Here is a 21,254-nt window from a genome sequence, read left to right as displayed (position 1 = left end):
CCGGGGCTTTTCAGTTCTTGTCGATATCGATGTTGCGGGTTTCCCGCAGGCAGGTCAGGCCGACGAGCAGGCTGACCCCGGTGATCACCACCGGGTACCACAGGCCGTAGAAGATATCGCCGGTGTACACCACCAGGGCGAAGGACACGGTGGGCAGGAAGCCGCCGAACCAGCCGTTGCCGATGTGGTAGGGCAGGGACATGGAGGTGTAGCGGATGCGGGTCGGGAACAGCTCGACCATCAGCGCCGCCAGCGGGCCGTAGCACATGGCGGCGATCAGGATCAGGGCGACGATCAGCACCACGACCATGGTTTTGTTGACGTTCTGGATGTCGGCCGATTGCGGGTAGCCGGCCAGGGTCACGGCACCGCGCAGGGCGGCTTCGTCGAAGCCGTCGATCTGCACCTCGCCGACGTTGACCTGCACCGGGCTGCCGGCCGGCGCGGCGACGCTGGTGTAGGGCAGGCCCTGCTTGACCAGGAAGGTCTTGACCTTGTCGCACGGGCTGTCGAAACGCGCCTTGCCCACCGGGTCGAACTGGAAGGTGCAGGTGGCGGGGTCGGCCAGCACGCTGATCGGCGCCTGGCGGCTGGCCTGGTCGATGGCCGGGTTCGCGTAGTGGGCCAGGGACTTGAAGATCGGGAAGTACAGCGCGGTGGCCAGCAACAGGCCGACCATCAGCACCGGTTTGCGGCCGACCTTGTCCGACAGCCAGCCGAAGAAGATGAAGAACGGCGCGCCGATCACCACGCTGATGATCAGCAGCATGTTGGCCAGGGCCGGGTCCATCTTGAGGAACTGGGTGAGGAAGAACAGCACGTAGAACTGCGCGGCGTAGAAGGTCACCGCTTGCCCGGCGTTGATGCTGAACAGGGCGATCAGCACCACCTTGAGGTTTTCCCATTTACCGAAGGACTCGCGGATCGGCGCCTTGCTGGCCTTGCCTTCTTCTTTCATCTTCAGGAAGGCCGGCGACTCGTGCAGGCTCAGGCGAATCCAGGTGGAAATGCCCAGCAGCACGATCGACAGCAGGAACGGCAGGCGCCAGCCCCAGACTTCGAACTGGTCGCCGGTGAAGTAGCGGCAGCCCAGCACCACCAGCAGCGATAGCAGCAGGCCGAGGGTCGCGGTGGACTGGATCCAGCTGGTGTGGAAACCGCGCTTGCCCTGGGGCGCGTGCTCGGCGACGTAGGTCGCGGCGCCACCGTATTCACCGCCCAGGGCCAGGCCCTGGAGCATGCGCAGGGCGACCAGGATGATCGGCGCGGCGATGCCGATGCTCGAGTAGGTCGGCAGCAGGCCCACGGCGAAGGTCGCCAGGCCCATGAGAATGATGGTGGCGAGGAAGGTGTACTTGCGCCCGATCATGTCCCCCAGGCGACCGAACACCAGGGCGCCGAACGGCCGCACCACGAACCCGGCGGCGAACGCCATCAGGGCGAAGATAAAGGCGGTGGTGTCGTTGACCCCGGCGAAGAACTGCTTGCTGATGACCGCCGCGAGGGCGCCGTAGAGGAAAAAGTCATACCACTCGAAGACCGTCCCCAGGGACGAGGCGAAGATGACTTTCTGGCTTTCCTGGCTGGTGGGCGCGGCGGCGGCCGCGTCCAGCGATTGAGCATGTTCCGACATATCGATATCCCTCACAGTGATTGTTTTTGTTGTTCCACTGTCGGCGCCGGCGTGGCGTCGCTATCTTCTGTGCCTGCCTCTGTAGGAGCGAAGCTTGCTCGCGATAGGCCCTTGAACCTTGCATCGCTCTTGCGGCCATCATCGCGAGCAAGCTCGCTCCTACAAGGGTTCAACGATCAGGCGGGGGTAACGGTTTGTTTTTCGGCAGCAGGGCTCCTGGTCGAGGTAGTGAGAATCAGCTCGGCGGCCTTCTCGGCGATCATCAGCGTCGGCGAACAGGTATTGCCGGAGGTGATGTACGGCATGATCGAGGCATCGGCGATGCGCAGGCCGGGGATGCCATGCACCCGCAGCTCGGCATCGACCACCGCATCCGTGCCCTGGCCCATGCGGCAGGTGCCCACCGGATGGAAGATGGTGGTGCCGATGCGCGCAGCGGCTTCGTGCAGTTGTTCCTCACTCTGCAACTCGGCCCCCGGCAAGTACTCCGTGGGCTTGAAGGCTTGCAGGGCCGGCGCGGCGACGATGCGCCGGGTCAGGCGAATGGCGTCGGCGGCGACCCGCAGGTCTTCCGGGTGGCTCAGGTAGTTGGGCTGGATCAGCGGCGCCGCCTGCGGGTCGGCGGAGCGGATTTCCACCCGGCCACGGCTTTGTGGACGCAGGTCGCAGACCGACGCGGTAAAGGCCGGGAAGGCGTGCAGCGGTTCGCCGAAACGCTCCAGCGACAGTGGCTGCACATGGTATTCGAGGTTGGCCGAAGTCTGCTCCGGCCCTGAGCGGGCAAACGCTCCCAGCTGGCTCGGCGCCATGGACAGCGGGCCGCTGCGGTCGTACAGGTAGCGCAGGCCCATGCCCAGCTTGCCCCACAGGCTGCCGGCGATCTGGTTCAGGGTGCGGGCGTTTTCCAGCTTGTAGATCAGCCGCAGTTGCAGGTGATCCTGCAGGTTGCCACCAACCCCCGGCAGCTCGTGGGCGACGCCTATGCCTAAGCGTTGCAGCAGCGCGGCGGGGCCGATTCCCGAACGTTGCAGGATGCTCGGCGAGCCAATGGCGCCGGCGCTGAGGATGATTTCACGACGGGCCTTGAAGGTCTGCGGCTGGCCCTGGTGACGGGCGCTGACCGCGGCCGCGCGGCCGTTTTCCAGGAGCACGCGATCGACCTCGACCCCGGTCAGCACGGTGAGGTTGGGCCGCTGGCGGATCGGCTTGAGGAAGGCCTTGGCGGCGTTCCAGCGCACCCCGGCTTTCTGGTTGACCTGAAAGTAGCCGCAGCCTTCGTTGTCGCCGTCGTTGAAGTCGTCGATGCTGGCGATGCCGCTCTGTTCGGCGGCGCTGCGGAAGGCATCGAGGATCGGCCATGACAGACGCTGGCGCTCGACCCGCCATTCGCCGGCGGCGCCATGGAACTGCGAGTCGCCGGCAAAGTGGTTTTCGCTTTTGCGAAACAGCGGCAGAACGTCCTGCCAGTTCCAGCCGGGATTGCCGTCGGCGGCCCAGCGCTGATAGTCGCCGGCCTGGCCGCGCATGTAGATCATGCCGTTGATCGACGAGCAGCCGCCCAGCACCTTGCCGCGCGGGTAGCTCAGGCTGCGGCCTTGCAGGCCGGGTTCGGCTTCGGTCTTGAAGCACCAGTCGGTGCGCGGGTTGCCGATGCAGAACAGGTAGCCGACGGGAATGTGAATCCAGGGGTAGTTGTCGCGGCCACCGGCTTCCAGCAGCAGGACGCGGTGGGCCGGGTTGGCGGACAGCCGATTGGCCAGCAGGCAACCGGCGGGGCCGGCGCCGACCACTATGTAGTCGTATGGATCGAAGGCAGGCAGCATCCATGACCTCGCTTTATCGTTCTTGTTGGGCTCATCCTAGTTGTTAGCTTTCGTTAAAAGAATGTTAGTTTTTGCTCAGCCGCTGTGCGTTTTTAAACAGCGGCTTCCCCCGGCATCTGCAAGGAAGAGTCATGTTCGACTGGAACGACCTGCGGTTCTTTCTCGAGCTGCAACGCAGCGGTCGCCTGCTGACCGCGGCCCAGCGGCTGAAGACCACCCACGCCACGGTGGCCCGGCATATCGAGGCGATCGAAAAAAGCCTGGGCACCGCGCTGTTCATCCAGCACGCCCAGGGCTACGAACTGACACCGGCCGGGGAGGTCTTGCTCAAGCACGCCGAGGCCATGGAGAACGTGGCCTTGCTGGCCCAGGAGGAAATCACCCAGTCCACCGCGCCCCTGGGCAAGATCCGCGTGGGCGTCACCGAGGGCCTGGGCATCATGTTTCTCGCCAGCCGCCTGCGCGGTCTGTTCGAGCGTTATCCGGGGCTGGAGGTGGAGCTGGTGGCAGTGCCGCGTTTTGTCAGCATCCTCAACCGCGAGGCGGAGATCAGCATCCACCTGGAGCGGCCCAACGCCGACATGCTGGTGACTCGCAAGCTCACCGACTACCGCCTGGCCCTGTACGCCAGCCAGGCGTACCTGGACCGCGCGCCGCCGCTGCGCAGCCGCGAGGACCTGGGGCGACATGCCTGGATCGATTATGTCGACGACCTGCTGTTCAGCCAGGAACTGAAGTTCCTCAACAGTTTCTGCCGCAACCCCCAGGTGGTGTTCCACAGCACCAGTGTGATCGCCCAGCAACAGGCCGCGCGCTCCGGCCTGGGCATTGCCGTGCTGCCGTGCTACATGGCCGCCGGCGATCCGCAGCTGGTGCCCTTGCTGCCCGGCGAGAGTATCCAGCGCGCCTACTGGATCAGCACCCGGCGCGACCTGCACAAATCCGTGCGCCTGCGGGTGGTGTGGGATTACCTGGTCGAGCTGTGCGCGGCCGAGCAGGGCTTGCTGCTCGCCGAGTCGACGCCGGAAACCGGCTAGGGCAATTGTTTTTTGTAGGAGCGAGCTTGCTCGCGATGGGCGTCAACGATGACGCGTATCACCTGGATGAGCGCGTTGCTTTTGCGTTCATCGCGAGCAAGCTCGCTCCTACAGGGGGGGGCGGATCAGCTCTTTTTCGCTGCACCCTTGAGCTGCACCAACTGCCGCGCTTGCTCGGAGCAGTCCTTGGCCTGGCTGACCATGGCCTCGAACGGCGCGCTGACGATGTCCTCATGGCTCAGCCAGCGTTTTTTCTGGCTCAGGCGGTAGTGATAGCGGTACTCGCCCTTGACCCGTTCGCTGCGCAGGTCCATGTCGAACCAGGGCGAGCGCACGTTGCAGGCCTTGACGTCTTTGTCCAGTTGGGCGCCGGAGAGGGTAATGGTGTAGCGCAGGGTATTGGCGTCACCGATGTACAGGTCTGCCAGCTGGCCGTTGCGGCGATAGTTGACCAGGAAGTCCCAGTCGCCCTCCAGGGCCGGGCTCTTGTAGAAGTAGCTGCCGGAGATGTTTTCCAGTGGCTTGAGGTCGGTCAGGGAGGCCTTGACCCGGTAGGTCCTGGGGGCGACGAAAGCGGTCGGCTCGCGATCGATCTGGCAGTCGCGCAGTTCCCGGGTGAAACGCTCGCACAGGCTCTGGTCGTTGCTGGCGATGCCGTTCTGGTTGTCGGACACCATCAGTCGCATCAGCTCCATATGGCTGAATTCGATACGGGCGTTGACCCGGGCCTGGCCGGCGCGGTCGAAGTGTTCCTGCTTGTCCAGCACGATGCTGGTGTCCGGCGCTTCCAGCGGAATGTAGTCCTGGCGCACCTGGCCGTTGGCGTCGCTGACAAAGGCCCAGCGCTCCTGGATGTCCGGCATGCTGCGGCCCGGGTCGAACACCGGGTTGGTCGGGTCCAGCCACCACACTTTGCCGTCGACCTCGGCCCGCACGATGGCATGGTTCGGCGCGTGGGTGCCGGGGATCAACAGTGGTGCGACGACGTTCTCGCGGCTGACCCAGGCCGTCTCGGCCTTGATCCCGCTGGCCTTGAGCATGGCCGCCAGGAGCACCGCCAGGTCCTTGCAGTCGCCATAGCCGCGCTGTTCGATCTGCTCCAGCTCGAACGGCACGTAACCGCGTTCGGTGGCGCGCCAGTCGCCCAGGTAGCGGTAGTTGTCGTTGATGTGCTGCATCAGCCCGGCGACTTTCTCGGCGGGCGGCAGCTCGCGCAGGCCGGCCACGGCCTTGGCGCTGGCCGGCGGCAGCGGCGTGGCGAGGATCTGCTGGTAGCGCTGGGCCAGTGGGCCGAAATAGTCCTGCACCTCGGTGCTGCTGCCCAGCTCGACCCGCGGCACCTGCCGGATAAAGCCGATCGAGGGTTCATTGATGTAGTTGAGGAAGACCGGCGCCTTCTGCTCGATGGTGAGTTTTTTCCGGTCACTGGAGGCCGTAAAGCGGTAGTCGTCCATCTGCTCGCTGCGCCAGATGATCGGGCGCGTGGCGCGGTAGGTGATCTTGAAGCTGTCCTGGCGCACCGGCTTGGGGCCGAATTGCAGCACCGAGTGGAACTGCCCCAGCAGCGGTTTGGCCGCGTAGTGCTGCTGCACGGTGTAGCTGAGCCGGGTGCCGACCCGCAGGTTGGGGAAGGCCAGGGACGTCTGTTTCTCGCGCAGGAAACCCTGTTCCGGATTCGGTGCGGTACGCGTATCGATCTGCGCCGGCGCCAGCGCCACGGGCTTGCCGCCCGGCTGGGTGAATTCGGCTTTGCGCAGTTCGAAGCCATCGGTTTCGGCATAGCTGAAGTCGATGCGCGAAAGCATTTCCCGGCCCGCCGGGGTGAGGATGGTGTAGTGCTGGGTGGTGGTGCAGTCGCTGCTGTGGTCGGCGTTGAACTGGCATTCCATCACGGCGTCGGCGGCCAGGGCAGCTTCCGATTGCGGTTGATAGGCAGCCAGGGCTTGCCAGGAGAGCAGTCCGAGACCGGCGCAGATCAGGGGACGGTAAAGCGGAAAACGGTACATGAGCGCCTCGGGTGAATCATTGAAATCAGCCACCTCGCACACGGCGAATCGCGCGTGACAGGCGGGTGGCTAGCGGGGGAGGCGCCAAATGATAATTTATCGCAATACGGATTTACAGCATTGTCTGACAATTAGTGTCGGCTGTAAGGCCCGAGATAGAGCGGTTTATTCGGATCAGTCGAGATCGTTGGACAGCGGGAGAGGGCGTTCGCGGCGCTGGAATTTTTCCTCGAAACAGGGTTTTCGTCCCCGCAGATATGGCGCAAAGCCATATCTGCAAGCTGAACGCTTCCAGGTGGTTTTCCGTTGTTTTCGCAAGAAGTCGCTCGGCTGATTTTGCGAAACAATTTGTTACGAGATCGCCGCCCGCGGGCTCAGCCGTCGAGCAGGTCGGTGCCGTAGGAGTTGTCGATCACACAGCGCCAGGCGCCCGACGGCTCATGGCGAAAGACATAGGTGGCGCGCCGTTCCAGGGTGCTGGCGATGCCGTCGCGGTCCAGGGTGTCGAGCAGGGTGTGCATGATCACCAGCGCGGTGCCGGCGCCTTCGATGACCTGCATTGCGCCTTGCCGGACCACCATGCTGTGGTTGAAGTGTTCGGCGATGGCCACGAAGGCCCGGCGGATCTGTTCCTTGCCCCGGGCTTCCAGGCCCGGCTTGACCACCAGCGTGGCGTCCTCGGCGTAGAAGTCCATCAGGCCGTCGAAGTCTTCGGCGGTGATCGCGCGGTCGGCGGCTTCGATCAGGGTTTTCAGCGGATGGGGCTGCATGGTCGCTCCTTGCGGTTTCAGTTGTGGATCTCGAACGCCGTGCTGCCCAGGCGCTCGCCGTTGACCAGGATATGCAGCTCATGACGCCCGGGATAGTGGCGGCGGGTGGTCAGTTCGCGGATGTGCTGGGCGCGGCCGAGCTGTTCCCGGGCCTTGGCGGGCAGGGTGAAGGCCTTGAGCTTGAACACCTTGGCGCTGGTGCCGCCCGAGGCCTTGACGTAGTCGATGGCGTAATCCACCACCAGGCGCTGGCTGGCGTCGGCGGTGGACTCCAGGGCAAAGGACAGGTTGATCCGTTCCCCCAGGCGGATCACCGCCGGCTCGACCCGCAGCCCCTGCAACTTCACCTGCGGCGCCTGGCCGGCGCCGACGATCGCCAGCGCCCGGCGATTGCCCTGCTTGATCAGGCTGCGCAAGGCGTGGCGGGCGATCCAGGCGGTGTGCGGGTTGTCCAGGGACCAGCCTTCGATCAGCGCCAGGACCCAGTCGGGATGGTCCTTGGTGATGTCGTTGAGGTGATTGGCCACCGACTTGCGCACATACAGGCTGGGGTCGGCCTTGAGGCGTTCGAGGATTGGCGCCGCCAGGCTCGGGTCGGCCTGGATCCGCTCCAGGCGGAACGACCAGGGCAGGCGCGGGCGGCTGCCTTCGCTGGCCAGGCGGCGCACATGTTCGTTGTCGTCCCGGGCCCAGTCCCGCATCACCGCCAGGGTGCGCGGCAGGTCATTGGCGAGGAACGGGCGGATGGCGAACTCCGAGGAGCCGAAAGCGGTGAAATACTTGAGCGCCTGCATCGAGCGCTCGAAGGCGTGCCCGCCGTAGCTGGCCACATAGTGCGGCAGGAACATGCAGACGAAGCGGCTGTTCAGGCGCGGGGCCAGGTCGTACAGCCGTGCGAGGTTGGCCTCGTAATCCGCCGGCAGTACCGCCTGCAGGCTTTCGCTGACCCGCGCCAGGCGTTGCATCACCGAGAGGTCAGCGAGGCCCTGTTTCGCCTGGGCGAGAAAGCCGCGGTGGTCGAACGCCGGGTACACCGCGAGCATTTCCCGGGCGATGTGTTCCAGGCGTTCGACGTTGAAGATTTCCTTGAGGGCGGGGGCGCTGGGGCTGGCTGCGGTCATCGGCGTATCCATTCGGGACGGGGCGTCGAGCACTGTAGCGCAACTGACTGACAGATGGTGTCAGGAGCCCAGGGGATGGAGTCAGGCCCGACGCCATCGCGAGCAAGCTCGCTCCTACAGGGATCGTGGTGCTTCTCTGTAGGAGCGAGCTTGCTCGCGAAAGATCTCAGCCGCACCGCATAGCTCGATGCTCAGCGCGGTGGCGGCAACACGCCTTCGGCCTGCTCGTCCTGGGCATCCGCCTCGAACAGCCGCGCCAGTTCGGCCCGGGCTTCCTGGGCCGATTGCAGGATCTTGGCGTGGTCGTCGTAGATCGCGTGCTGGGCTTCGAGCACCTGTTCGTCGTGGGCGGTGAAGCGCTTGATCCGCGAGTCGGCCTGGGCGTGGGTCAGGCCCAGGCCGATCAGCGCCTTGCGGCTCATTTCCAGGCTCGAGTAATAGGTTTCCCGCACCGCCTCGGCACCCAGGTCCACCAGCTTGTGCACGTGCTGGCGGTTACGGGCGCGGGCGATGATCTTGATGTGCGGGTAGAGCTTGCGCACCACCGCGGCGGTGTTGATGTTGGTCTGCGGGTCGTCGGTGGCGATCACGAAATATTCCGCCTCGCCGACCTTGGCCGCCTTGAGGATTTCCGCACGCATCGGGTCGCCGTAGAACACCGGCATGCCGCCGAAGCTGCGGGTCAGCTCGATGGTGTCGACCGAGGTGTCGAGGGCCACGAAGGGGATCTTCTGCGCCCGCAGGATCCGCGCGACGATCTGGCCCATCCGGCCCATGCCGGCGATCACCACCCGTGGCGCGTCGGTTTCGATCTCGCGGTACTCGGCGGGCATCTCCACGGGCTTGGCCTTGGGCTGCAAGAAGCGCGCGCAGGCCAGGAGCAGCAGTGGGGTCAGGGCCATGGACAGGGTGATGGTCAGCACCAGCAGGTCATACAGACGCGCCTCGAACAGGCCCTGGTCGCGGCCGATCTTGAACACCACGAAAGCGAATTCACCGCCGGCCGCCAGCACCACGCCCAGGCGCACCGCGCTCAAGCGCCCCAGGCCACCGGCCAGGCGTCCGACCACGAACAGCAGCGGCAGCTTGATGGCGATCAGCAGCAGGGTCAGGCCCAGCACCGCGATCGGCGCACTGAACAGCAGGCCGATATTGGCGCCCATGCCGACGCTGATGAAAAACAGCCCCAGCAGCAGGCCCTTGAAGGGTTCGATCTGCGCTTCCAGTTCGTGGCGGTATTCCGAGTCCGCCAGCAGCAGGCCGGCGAGGAAGGCACCGAGGGCCATGGACACGCCCACCATGTCCATCAGCCAGGCGGTACCGATCACCACCAGCAAGGCGGTGGCGGTGGACACTTCCGGCAGGCCGGTGCGCGCCACCACGCGGAACACCGGGCGCAACAGGTAGCGACCGCCAATCACCACCACGGCGATGCTGCCCAGCACTTGCAGGCCATGGCGCAGGTCTTCGGCGCTGCTGGTGTTGTGGTCGACCCCGGCCAGTACCGGGACCATGGCGATCAACGGAATCGCCGCGATGTCCTGGAACAGCAGGATGGCGAAGGCCAGGCGCCCGTGGGGGCTGGTCAGCTCCTTGCGTTCGGCCAGGCTTTGCAGGCCGAAGGCGGTGGACGACAACGCCAGGCCCAGGCCGAGCACGATGGCGCTGTTCAGCGGCTGGCCAAACAGGAACAGGGCCACGCAGCCGATCACCACCCCGGTCAGCAGCACCTGGGCCAGGCCGACGCCGAACACCGATTTACGCATCACCCACAAGCGCCGTGGCGACAGCTCCAGGCCGATGATGAACAGCAGCAACACCACGCCCAGCTCCGACACATGGCTGATGCTCTGCGGGTTGCCCACCAGCCCCAGCACCGCCGGGCCGATGATCACCCCGGCCAGCAGGTAGCCAAGCACGGCCCCCAGTTGCAGGCGCTTGGCCAGGGGGACGGTCAGCACCGCCGCGAACAGGAACACGACAGCGGCTTGCAACAGGTTGCCTTCATGGGGCATGGGCTTACTCCTGGGAAAACGGGTATTGGGTGGTGCACGGAAAAAACGGCTGCGCCTCAGGCAACCGTTTGGCCCGCAGGTTCCATGGGGGGATGGCTGTGCAGCATAAAGTCTGGGCCCGGCGCAGTCAGCCGTTAATGGCCGATACGCCGCAGGTTGTCAGGCGCAGGTTTCAGGTGTTCGTGCTATTCCACATTGGCTTGCCTGCGCCACGAACCGTCAATGCGGCCACTGCTCGAGCAGGATCGACACGAACTTTTCCGCGGCGGGCGACAGCGAGGCGCCGCGCCGGTAGACCAGGCCCAGGGTGCGGTTGACCACCGGTTCGCTCAACGGAATGCTCACCAGGGTCGGGTGGTCGGCCGCGGGCATGGCCAGGCTGGGCATGGCCGACACGCCGAGCCCGGCCTCGACCATGCCCAGCGAGGTGGACAGGTGTTGCACCTCGTAGAACCACTGGGGACGCCAGCTCAGGCCGGACAGGGCGTGGTCCAGCAGCATGCGGTTGCCGCTCAGGCGGCCGACGCCGATCAGCCGGTAATCACTGAGTTCCGACCAGGTGACTGAGGTCTTTTTCGCCAGCTCATGGTCACGCCGGCACGCCAGTACGAAAGGTTCGTTGACCAGGGGCACGAACTCGATGTCCGGGTGCTGGCCGCTCATCATGTTGATACCGAAGTCCGCCTCGCCGCGCAGCACCGCTTCCAGCCCTTCGTTGGCGCTGAGGTCGAGCAGGCGGATGCGGATTTTCGGGTAGCGCTCGTTATAAAGGCGGATCACCGACGGCAGGAAGTAGAAGGCCGCGGTGGGAATGCAGGCCAGGGTCACCTGGCCGATCTGCCGTTCCGCCAGTTCGCGGATATTGAGGATCGAATCGTCGAAGTCATCCAGCAGGCGCCGGGCCTTGGGCAGGAAGTCCCGGCCGACGCTGGTCAGGCTGACCTTGCGCGTGGTTCGGTCGAGCAGGGCGGTGCCCAGGCCTTCCTCCAGCTTCTTGATCCGGCGGCTCAGGGCCGGTTGGGACAAGTGCAGGGCATCGGCGGCTTCATGGAAACTGCCGAGTTCGGCGATTTTCACGAAGGATCTTATGTCCTGGAGCTCATATTCCATGTTTTTCGTCTCAGGCGAGGGCAGGAAGGCAGGCGCTGCCACTTTAGAATTTTCATGTGTGAAACGCAATAATCGCTACGATCTTTGCATTGGAAACATCGTTCGTTCCCTGACACTCTTGTGCCCAGAACATCAATTAACCCGATTGATTAACAAGAGTCTATGTCCATGCAACGAATTCCTTGTGTGCTCATGCGCGGCGGTACCTCCAAGGGACCGGTGTTTCTCGCCTGGGATCTGCCGGTGTCCATCGAGCAGCGCGATGAGCTGCTGCTTGACCTGATGGGCTCGGGGCATGAGCTGGAAATCGACGGCATTGGCGGTGGCAGTCCGCAGACCAGCAAGGTCGCGATCGTCAGCCCGTCGCTGCACCCCGAGGCCGATGTCGACTACCTGTTCGTGCAGGTGATGGTGTCCCAGCGCCGGGTCGATACGGCGCCCAACTGCGGCAACATGCTGTGCGCGGTCGGCCCCTTCGCCGTCGAGCAAGGCCTGGTCAAGGCCACTGGCGAGCAGACCCAGGTGCGGATCCGCAATCTCAATACCGGCACCTTCGTCCACTCCCTGGTGCAGACGCCGGCGGGCAAGGTCAGCTACGAAGGCGATACCGCCATCGATGGCGTGCCCGGCACCGCCGCTCCTGTGCAACTGACGTTCCTCGACGCCGCGGGCAGCAAGACCGGCAAACTCTTTCCCACCGGGAACACCCTGGACCTGATCGATGGCGTACCGGTGACTTGCATCGACATGGCCATGCCGATGCTGATCGTCGAGGCAGGGCAATTGGGCAAGCGCGGCGATGAGTCTCCCGCCGAGCTGGACGCCGACAAAGCCTTTCTGGAGCGGCTGGAGTCCTTGCGCTTGCAGGCCGGCCTGGCCATGGGACTGGGCGACGTCAGTGACAAGGTGATTCCCAAACCGGTGTTGGTTTCCCCGGCCAAGGCGGGCGGAACCTTGCAGGTGCGCTATTTCATGCCCCACAGTTGCCATCGCGCGCTGGCTATCACCGGCTCCATCGGCCTGGCCACCGCCTGTGTCAGCGCGGGCAGTGTCGCCGCCGAACTGCTGGGCGGAGCCACGCAACTGAAGCAAGTGCGCCTGGAGCACCCCAGTGGCGGGATCGATGTCGTATTGTCCTACACCGGCAACCAGGGAGAGACCATTCGCGCCTCGGTGGTTCGCACCGCGCGAAGGCTGTTCTCCGGTTTCGTCTACGCCCCGGCGTCACAACGCCTGGCCGGATAGTCCTGCACCGCAGTGACAGTCGTTCGCATCAGAACAATTCTAAAAATGGGTGATGCCATGAAAGTCGTTAAATCGCTCTACTTCCAGATCATCTGTGCCGTGCTGCTGGGCGTGGTGGTCGGGCACTTCTGGGCCCAGCAGGCCATTGCCCTCAAGCCCCTGGGCGATGCCTTCATCAGGCTGGTCAAGATGATGATCGCGCCGGTGGTGTTCTGCACCATCGTCACCGGGATCGCCGGGATGAACGACAAGCGCTCCCTGGGGCGCCTCCTGAGCAAGACCTTGCTGCTGTTCCTGGCGTTGACGGTGATCAGCCTGATCATCGGCCTGGTGGCGGTCTACCTGTTCAAGCCCGGCGCGGGGATGAACATCGACCCCACCCAGCTGAGTACCCAGGGCCTGTCGCAGTACACCGAGTCAGCGGCCAAGCTGGGTGTGGTGGAGTTTTTCATGCACATCATTCCCGAGACCTTTATCGGCGCCTTCAACAAGGGTGAGGTGCTGCCGGTCTTGTTCATCGCAGTGCTCTGCGGCTTTGCCCTGTCGTCCCTGGGCGAGCGCGGCAAGCCGGTGCTGGATGTGCTGGAAGCCGCCTCGCACATGGTGTTCAAGATCTTCTCCTACCTGATGCGCTTTGCCCCGATCGGAGCGTTCGGCGCGCTGGCCTTCACGGTCGGCCAGTACGGCATTACCTCCCTGGGCGCCCTGGCCAAGCTGATCATGACCCTCTACATCGCCTGTGGATTCTTCGTCTTCGTGGTGCTGGGCGGCCTTTGTCGCGCCCACGGGTTCAGCCTGTGGAAGCTGTTGCGCTACCTGCGTGAAGAATTCCTGGTGGTGCTGGGTACCTCGTCCACCGAGCCGGTGATGCCACGCATGCTGGAAAAGCTCCAGGCGCTGGGTTGCAAGAAGGGCGTGGTGGGCCTGGTACTGCCCACCGGCTACTCGTTCAACCTCGACGGCACGGCCATCTACCTGTCGCTGGCGGCGATTTTCATTGCCCAGGCCTGCAACATCGACTTGAGCCTGGGGCAGGTGCTGACGATGCTGGCGATCATGCTGCTGTCGTCCAAGGGCGCGGCGGGTGTCACCGGCAGCGGCTTCGTCGCGCTGGCCTCGACCCTGACGGTAATCCACGACATCCCCTTGGCGGGGCTGGCGCTGTTGATCGGCATCGATCGCTTCATGTCCGAGGCCCGGGCGCTCACCAGCCTGGCCAGCAATGCCGTGGCCACGGTCGTGATCTCGCTGTCGGAAAACGCCTGCGAACGCCAGGTGCTGCTGCAGGCCCTGGATGGCCAGGCGGCGAATAATACCCAGGCCAGTGACGAAGCCTGGGAGCCGGTGCAGACCGGCAAACACCTCTAGCCGTTCGCGGCGCCCTCACAACACCGTTCGACCCGGTTGCAACCCTCGCCAGGCTCCGCCTGGCGGGTAAGGGGGCCGTGCGCCTGGGCGTCGGCCATGCTTGTCCATAACAACAAGAGAATCCCACATGCTTGCATTACTCGGCCTGGCCATGGTGGTCGTGTTCACGTTCCTGATCATGACCAAGCGCTTGTCCCCGATCGTTGCCCTGACCCTGGTGCCGATCGTCTTCGCGGTGATTGGCGGATTTGCCGGCAGCACCGGAAAAATGATGCTCGACGGCCTGAAAATGGTCGCCCCCTCCGCGGCGCTGCTGCTGTTTGCGATTCTGTTCTTCGGCCTGATGATCGACGCGGGCCTGTTCGACCCGCTGATCCGCAAGATCCTCAAGCGGGTCAACGGCGACCCGGTGAAGATCGCCGTCGGCACCGCGTTGCTGTCGCTGCTGGTGGCCCTGGACGGTGACGGCACCACCACCTACATGATCACCTGCGCGGCGATGCTGCCGCTGTACAAGCGCATCGGCATGAACCCGATGATCCTTGCCACCATCGCCATGCTCTCCCTGAGCATCATGAGCGGCATGACCCCCTGGGGCGGTCCGGCCACCCGGGCCATTGCCGCCCTCGGGCTGGATGCCGGCGAGTACTTCGTGCCGTTGCTGCCGACCATGATCGGCGGTGCGGCCTGGGTGGTGTTCAGCGCCTTTCTGCTGGGCCGCGCCGAGCGCAAGCGCATCGGCAACACTCAACTGCAGAGCGGTGGAGGCAACTGCTACATCAAGGCCATAGTCGAGGACACACCCTGCAAGCGACCGAAGCTGGCCTACGTCAACCTGATGCTGGTGGTGGCGGTGATGGTGGCGCTGGTGATGGGGCTGATGCATTCGGCGATCCTGTTCCTGATCGGCTTCGTGCTGGCGCTGATGATCAACTACCCGCAGCTGGAGCTGCAGAAAGAGCGGATCCTCGCCCATTCGGGTAATGCCATGACGGTGGTGCTGCTGGTGTTCGCCGCTGGCATCTTTGCCGGGATCTTCTCCGGAACCAAGATGGTCGATGCCCTGGCACAGACCCTGGTGGAGTGGATCCCGCCGTCGTGGGGGCACCTGTTCCCGCTGGTGGTGGCCATCACCAGCATGCCGCTGACCTTCGTGCTGTCCAACGATGCCTACTACTTCGGCGTGGTGCCGATCCTCGCCAATGCCGCGGCGGCCTATGGCATCGATCCGCTGGAAATCGCCCGGGCCTCGATCCTCGGCCAGCCGGTGCACCTGATGAGCCCGCTGGTGGCCTCGACCCTGCTGCTGGTGGGCATGGTCGATCGCGACATCGGCGACTTCCAGAGAGCCACCGTCAAATGGGCGGTGCTGACCTCCCTGGTGATTACCGCCCTGGCCCTGCTGACCGGCGCGCTGACCCTGTTTTCCTGAGCCCGTTCTCCTGGGCCATCCCTGAACCACCAAGGGTTCCCCGGCGCGCCACGGGCGTGGCGCGCGCAACACCTCGAATAACAACAATGAGTAGTCCGATATGACCCTTTCGATCACCCGTGGGGCGTTGCTGCCCCTGGCCGCGCTGTTGCCGCTGACAACCGTTGATGCGGCAGGCTTCGGCGACGACAGCACGCTCAAGCTGCAACTGCGCAATGTCTATTTCAATGAGAACTTCCGTGACGAGCATGGCCTGAGTGCCCGGGCGGCACGCACGGCCAAGAGCGAGCGCACGGAGTGGGCCCAGGGCCTGCTGCTGGATTTCCAGTCGGGTTTCACCCCCGGCACCCTCGGCCTGGGCGTCGACGGGCTGGCCCTGGTCGGGGTCAAGCTCGACTCGGGACGGGGCCGCAGCGGTACCGGCTTGTTGCCGGTGCATGACGACGGCCGCGCCGCCGACGCGTTCGCCAGTGCCGGTGTCACGGCCAAGGCCAGGCTGGCCGGGACCACGCTCAAGTACGGCACCTTGCTGCCCAGGAACCCGGTGCTGATCTACAACGACGCGCGCCTGCTGCCGCAGACCTACCAGGGCACGCAGCTCACCAGCAGCGACATCGACAACCTGACGCTCACCGCTGGCCGGCTGGATCGCTTCAAGCTGCGCGATTCCAGCGACAGCGTGCCGATCGTTGCGGACGGTTATGCCGGCGACAAGTCCGGGGACTTCACCTATGCCGGGGGCGACTACAAGCTCGGCAAGAACCTGCGTTTGAGCTACTTCTACGGCGAGCTCGAGAACTTCTACCGGCAGCACTTCGCCGGTATCCAGCACGACCTGAAGCTGGGCGCCGGCGTACTGACCAGTGACTTGCGTTACTTCCACAGCAGCGACAGCGGTTCGGCCTACGGCGGCAACATCGACAACGATATGCTCAGCGGCCTGCTGTCCTATGCCATTGCCGGCCATACCCTGGGCGGCGGCTACCAGGTGCTCAACGGGGATGCCGGGTTGCCTTACATCAGCGGCGCCACGGTGTACTCATTCAGCAACGTGGGCATTGGCAAGTTCATCGAGGAAGACGAGAAAACCTGGATGCTCAGCTACGGCTACAACTTCGCCGCGCTCGGGGTGCCGGGGCTGGCGTTTTCCACCCGCTACCTGAGCGGCAGCGACGGCCGCTCGAACACGGCGATCAAGGAATGGGAGCGCGATGCCGAACTGGCCTATGTGGTGCAGCAAGGCCGCTTCAAGGGGCTGGGGGTGAAGCTGCGCAACTACGTGTACCGTTCCGAATTCGCCCGGGGACGCGACAGCAACCGCCTCTATTTCACCTACGAGATCGCGCTCTGGTAAGGATGGCGGTGCCTGCCCAGGCTGGCGCTGGGCAGGCATGCTTGACCGGTACTCAGAGCGTGGCGGTCTGGGGGGCGCTGGCAGATGCCGGGGAAGACACGGGTTCGGCGACTGCCGAGGACAGCAGCGGTGGCATCGGGCAATCCAGCACATCGGCCACGGCACGCATCAGCTCGGCTTCGGCCACGGTGACCTGGCCGTCGTAGCAGACGCAACGGGCCATGGCCTGCAGCAGCGTCGGCCGTTCCTCGGGCATCAGCTGGCGCAGGCGCACCAGGGCGGCATCCAGGTGTTCGAGGTCGACCTGCGCCGGTTGCGGCTGGGCGAAGGGCAGGCCGGTCCAGGCATGGGCCAGGGCCAGCTGGGCCTGCTGCGCGGTCTTTTGCCCGGCGCTGGCCAGGGCGCCGAGCAGGATCGCCAGTTCTTCGCTGCGCTGGAACAGCCCCCATTTGTATTCGGGCGCCGGCAGGCCTTCGACATTGCGCTGCACGATGCGCAGCAGCGTCCACTCCAGCAGCTCGACCTGGTCGTCGGCGTCGATCAGTTGTCGCAGGTTGTCCATGAACGGCTTGCAGGCTTTCTTGTCCAGCTGCTGCAGGGCCGGAATCGACAGGTCGAGCAGCGGCAGGCGCAGGTTCGGGTCGAGGGCCGCCAGCTGTTTTTGCAGGGCTTGCAGGCAACCGAAGACCTCGGTGGGGCTGTTGGCCTCCAGCTGCGCGAGTTGCCGGCGGCGTATCGAATCGTTGGCGGACAGCAGCAGGCCATAGACCAGCGCCTGGGCGCCGGTGGTGCTGTGGGCGCTGCGCTGGAGCGCCGGGTCGAGGCTGACCAGCGCCGCTTGTGCCGCCAGCAGATGTTGCGCGTTCGGGCTGCCGATGCTGGCAATCGACTGCTTGATCGCATTCAGGTCGAAGACCAGGGCGCTGGTCGCTTGCGACTGGCGGCTGAACTCCCCGGAACTGTCCAGGCCGGCGCGGGTGGGCTCGGCCGGTAGTTCGACGGCTTCGACGGTGGGCAAGCGGCCGTCCCAACCGGGTTCCAGGCGGCGGATCCGCGCCGAGAGGGGCGGATGGGTCGCGGACTGGCCGTAGACGGAGAGGGTGGCCCCTTCACTGAAATACAGGTGGCTGTATTCAGAGCTGAAAGCGCTGTCGAGTTTCGAGCTGGCGGCATAACCGCCGATTTTTTTCAGCGCGCCGACCAGGCCGGCCGGATTGCGGGTGAACTGCACCGCCGAGGCATCGGCGAGGAACTCGCGCTCGCGGCTGATGGCGCCCTTGATCATATTGCCGAAAAAGGTCCCGACCGAGCCCAGCAGGATCAGCGCCAGGCCACTCCACATCGCCAGCCCGCCGACCCGGTTCTGTGCCAGCCGGCCGGCCTGGTTGACCCCGTTGGCCATTGCCTCGCCGGTCAAGCCGATAACCAGGATGCCGTGGACAATCGCCACCAGCCGGGTGTTGAGGCGCATGTCGCCGTTGTAGATATGGCTGAACTCATGGGCGATCACCGCCTGCAGTTCCTCACGGTTGAACACCATGATGGCGCCGCGGGTGACCCCGATCACCGCTTCCTGTGGGGTAAAGCCGGCGGCGAATGCATTGATCCCGGCATCGGGCAGCACGTACACCTGCGGTACCGGCGTGCCCGAGGCCAGGGCCATTTCCTCGACCACATTGAGCAGCCGTTGTTCTTCCAGGCCGTCCGGGTGCAGGTTGATCAGCCGGCCACCCAGGCGCTTGGCGACCACCTTGCCGCCGGCTTTCAGTTCGGAATGCTTGCCCATGCTGCTGCCGATCACCACCAGGAACACCACCGCGGCGATCATCGCGGTCAGTTGCCAGTCGAAGCTCGGCGACTGCTTCATCTCCTTGAGAAATTGCAGCCAGAGCAGGTTCAGCGCCAGGCTGGTGACCGTCACCAGGCACAGCACGGCCAGGATCATCAGCAGCACCAGGGTGCCGGTACGCCGTTTGGCCCGGGCCTGGTGTTCAAAAAAATTCATCGGACCATCCAGGGTGACAGGGGCTTAGAAGGCGACCTTGGGGGCTTCCTGGATCAGGGCGCTGTCGGCGAATTGCAGCAGGCTGGCGTCGGCGCCATGGCCGAACAGGCCGGCCAGGATCACCGGCGGGAAACTCTGCTTGTAGCTGTTGTAATCCATCACCGTGTCGTTGAAGGCCTGGCGGGCAAAGGACACTTTGTTTTCGGTGCTGGTCAGTTCTTCGCTCAGCTGTTGCATGTTCTGCGACGCCTTGAGGTCCGGGTAGGCCTCCATGCTCAGGTTCAGCCGGCCCATGGCGCTGGACAGCGCGCCTTCGGCCTGGCCCAGCTGGGCCATGTGCTGCGGGTTGCCGGGCTCGGCCGCGACAGCCTTGAGACCCGCCAGCGCGGCGTTGCGCGCCGCGGTCACGGCTTCGAGGGTGTCGCGCTCGTGCTTGAGGTAAGCCTTGGCGGTTTCCACCAGGTTGGGGATCAGGTCGTAACGGCGCTTGAGCTGGACTTCGATCTGCGCGAAGGCGTTCTTGAAGCGGTTCCGGCGGGCCACCAGGCCGTTGTAGACGGTGATGACGTAGACCACCAGCAGGGCCAGAACGAGCAGAACCACAATAGTTGAAACAGCCATACGGATGTCCTTATCGGCGTGCGGATTTCAGGGGGGCGCCATGGTAACCGAATTTATCGCGGGCGCCGCCATGGGCAACCGCCGGCATGCGGTCTTCGGCAGCACCTCGGACGAGGAGGCGCGTGCAATCGGCGCTGCCGCGTTCTGAATGATTGCCGCTCGTTGTGGTCGGACCTTGCATGGCTCGTCGTCGATCCCGGAGTCCCCGGCAGGCGCGCCACCCAACCTTGAGCCCGCCGGCCACGCCGCGGGCGTCACCTTGTGAAGGATCATCCCGACCATGCTCGAACCCACCTGGACGGCACTCAAACACCATAAGCGGGTGCATCAGATAGTCGCCGTGCTCGCGGCCTTCGGTGCCCAGGATGTGCTGCTGCGCCTGGGCCTTGGGCGCCTGCTGGGCGAGTCGCAAGCCGGTACTGAAACGCAGCCGCAGGACTCGACGCCGCAACGGGTGCGCCTGGCCCTGGAAAAACTCGGGCCGACCTTTATCAAGCTCGGGCAGATCCTCGCCAGCCGCAGCGATATCCTGCCGCCGCACTGGATCAGCGAACTGGAGTCGTTGCACAGCAGCGCCGCGACCTTGCCCTGGAGCGAGCTGGAGGACCAGGTACGCGACGACCTGGGCTGCGAGCTGGCCCAGGTGTTCGCCGAGTTCGACACCGAGCCCCTGGCCGCGGCCTCTATCGCCCAGGTTTATCGCGCGCGCCTGCTCAGCGGCGAGGCGGTGGTGGTCAAGGTGCAGCGCCCCGGCCTGCGGCGCAAGATGAGCGCCGACCTGCAACTGCTGGAAGGCGTGGCGATGCTGGTGGAAGAGAACGCCGCCCTGGCTCATTACCAGCCGCGGCAGATGGTCCGGCAACTGGCCCGGGCGATGCTTGAAGAACTGGACTTCACCCAGGAAGGCCAGCACTGCGACACCGTGGCGGCGAATTTCGCCGAGCATCCGCAGATCGCCATTCCGCGTATCCATTGGCTGCACAGCAGCGAGCGCCTGCTGGTCCAGGAATTCCTCCCCAGCCATACACCACTGGAACGCCAGGCCCTGATCGAGCAAGGCCTGGACCCGAGCCTGCTGGCGCAGCGCGGGGCCCAGGCCTTTATCAAGATGCTGCTGGAAGACGGCCTGTTCCACGGCGACCCGCACCCCGGCAACCTGCGGGCCATGGACGACAACCGCGTCGGCTTTATCGACTTCGGCATGGTCGGGCGCCTCGACGAGCGCCGGCGCCTGGAGGTCATGGGCTTTATGCGGGCCATGACCGAGGGCAGTACCGAAGCGCTGGTGGCGGTGCTGATCGACTGGAGCGGCGAGCAGGTGCGCGACCTGTCCGCCATCGAACAGGCTGCGCGGGAATTCATGGGCCGGCACGGCGGCAAGGCGCTGAACATGAGTGCGATGATCGAGGACTTCCTCGGCCTGATGCGCGCATACCAACTGTTGCTGCCGGCTGACCTGCTGGTGCTGTTCAAGGCGCTGATCACCGCCGATGGCGTGCTCACCCGTCTCGACCCGCAACTGGACCTGGTGGCCACCGCGCGCCCGGCCATCAGCCAGATGCTCAAGCAGCAGTTCAGCTGGAAACTCGCCCGCCGCCTGGGCCTCGACGGCCTGGAGCTGGGCCGAGGCGTCGCCGTCGAACTGCCACAGTTGACCCGTCTGCTGATCAACCGCCTGAAACACGGCGTGGTCGACCTGCGCCTCGACATGCCG

15 protein-coding genes are annotated in these 21,254 nt (G+C 64.9%); 6 read left to right on the top strand and 9 right to left on the bottom strand.

Features of this window, described 5'->3' with window-relative positions; all coding sequences use genetic code 11:
* Nucleotides 1-10: 10 nt before the first annotated feature.
* Nucleotides 11-1,633 (bottom strand): MFS transporter, encoded by a 1,623-nt coding sequence (locus tag DK261_RS08545; RefSeq protein WP_038631602.1) that lies wholly within the window; start codon nt 1,631-1,633, stop codon nt 11-13.
* 176 nt (nt 1,634-1,809) lie between these two features.
* Nucleotides 1,810-3,456: a GMC family oxidoreductase gene (locus DK261_RS08540; protein ID WP_053268737.1), complete on the bottom strand. Its 1,647-nt coding sequence runs from the start codon at nt 3,454-3,456 to the stop codon at nt 1,810-1,812.
* A 131-nt stretch (nt 3,457-3,587) separates the two neighbouring features.
* Between DK261_RS08540 and DK261_RS08535 the strand changes: the two genes are divergently transcribed.
* Nucleotides 3,588-4,493 (top strand): LysR family transcriptional regulator, encoded by a 906-nt coding sequence (locus DK261_RS08535; RefSeq protein WP_110175566.1) that lies wholly within the window; start codon nt 3,588-3,590, stop codon nt 4,491-4,493.
* A 125-nt stretch (nt 4,494-4,618) separates the two neighbouring features.
* Here DK261_RS08535 and DK261_RS08530 read toward each other — a convergent pair whose 3' ends face one another.
* The 5 genes from DK261_RS08530 to DK261_RS08510 all read right to left on the bottom strand — a co-directional run bounded on the left by DK261_RS08530 (nt 4,619) and on the right by DK261_RS08510 (nt 11,515).
* Complete coding sequence (locus tag DK261_RS08530) at nt 4,619-6,499, bottom strand: DUF3857 domain-containing transglutaminase family protein (protein WP_110175565.1); 1,881 nt, start codon at nt 6,497-6,499, stop codon at nt 4,619-4,621.
* 374 nt (nt 6,500-6,873) lie between these two features.
* Nucleotides 6,874-7,269, bottom strand: a complete 396-nt coding sequence (locus DK261_RS08525) for an SgcJ/EcaC family oxidoreductase (protein WP_038631608.1) — start codon at nt 7,267-7,269, stop codon at nt 6,874-6,876.
* A 17-nt stretch (nt 7,270-7,286) separates the two neighbouring features.
* Entirely contained in the window at nt 7,287-8,390 is a 1,104-nt protein-coding gene (locus DK261_RS08520; RefSeq protein WP_110175564.1) for a DNA alkylation repair protein, read from the bottom strand.
* Nucleotides 8,391-8,581: 191 nt separating this feature from the next.
* Nucleotides 8,582-10,405, bottom strand: a complete 1,824-nt coding sequence (locus tag DK261_RS08515; RefSeq protein WP_110175563.1) for a monovalent cation:proton antiporter-2 (CPA2) family protein — start codon at nt 10,403-10,405, stop codon at nt 8,582-8,584.
* Nucleotides 10,406-10,624: 219 nt separating this feature from the next.
* Nucleotides 10,625-11,515, bottom strand: coding sequence for a LysR family transcriptional regulator (locus DK261_RS08510; protein WP_009048382.1), 891 nt, complete (start codon nt 11,513-11,515; stop codon nt 10,625-10,627).
* 168 nt (nt 11,516-11,683) lie between these two features.
* On the opposite strand from DK261_RS08510, the gene DK261_RS08505 reads away from it, so the two are divergent.
* The 4 genes from DK261_RS08505 (at nt 11,684) to DK261_RS08490 (ending at nt 16,914) form a co-directional block, all read left to right on the top strand.
* Nucleotides 11,684-12,760, top strand: a complete 1,077-nt coding sequence (locus DK261_RS08505; RefSeq protein ID WP_009048383.1) for a 4-oxalomesaconate tautomerase — start codon at nt 11,684-11,686, stop codon at nt 12,758-12,760.
* Nucleotides 12,761-12,805: 45 nt separating this feature from the next.
* Entirely contained in the window at nt 12,806-14,128 is a 1,323-nt protein-coding gene (gene dctA, locus DK261_RS08500; protein WP_016702814.1) for a C4-dicarboxylate transporter DctA, read from the top strand.
* 127 nt (nt 14,129-14,255) lie between these two features.
* Complete coding sequence (locus DK261_RS08495) at nt 14,256-15,560, top strand: CitMHS family transporter (protein WP_009048385.1); 1,305 nt, start codon at nt 14,256-14,258, stop codon at nt 15,558-15,560.
* A gap of 100 nt (nt 15,561-15,660) precedes the next feature.
* On the top strand, nt 15,661-16,914 hold the full coding sequence (locus DK261_RS08490; RefSeq protein WP_110175562.1) for an OprD family porin: 1,254 nt from the start codon (nt 15,661-15,663) through the stop codon (nt 16,912-16,914).
* 52 nt (nt 16,915-16,966) lie between these two features.
* On the opposite strand, the gene DK261_RS08485 is transcribed toward DK261_RS08490, so the two are convergent.
* A complete protein-coding gene (locus DK261_RS08485; protein WP_110175561.1) occupies nt 16,967-18,919 on the bottom strand; it encodes a M48 family metallopeptidase in 1,953 nt (650 codons plus the stop codon).
* Between the two features lie 24 nt (nt 18,920-18,943).
* Nucleotides 18,944-19,540 (bottom strand): LemA family protein, encoded by a 597-nt coding sequence (locus DK261_RS08480; RefSeq protein ID WP_009048388.1) that lies wholly within the window; start codon nt 19,538-19,540, stop codon nt 18,944-18,946.
* A gap of 280 nt (nt 19,541-19,820) precedes the next feature.
* Here DK261_RS08480 and DK261_RS08475 point away from each other — a divergent pair.
* On the top strand, nt 19,821-21,254 hold a 1,434-nt coding region (locus DK261_RS08475), incomplete at its 3' end, for an AarF/ABC1/UbiB kinase family protein (protein ID WP_110175579.1).

Origin of the sequence: Pseudomonas sp. RW409 (assembly GCF_003184125.1) — a bacterium.
In the GTDB taxonomy this organism is placed as follows: Bacteria; Pseudomonadota; Gammaproteobacteria; order Pseudomonadales; family Pseudomonadaceae; genus Aquipseudomonas; species Aquipseudomonas chlororaphis_I.
The sequence above is the reverse complement of the archived record's forward strand: the minus strand, read 5'-3'. Positions and strand labels throughout refer to the sequence as shown.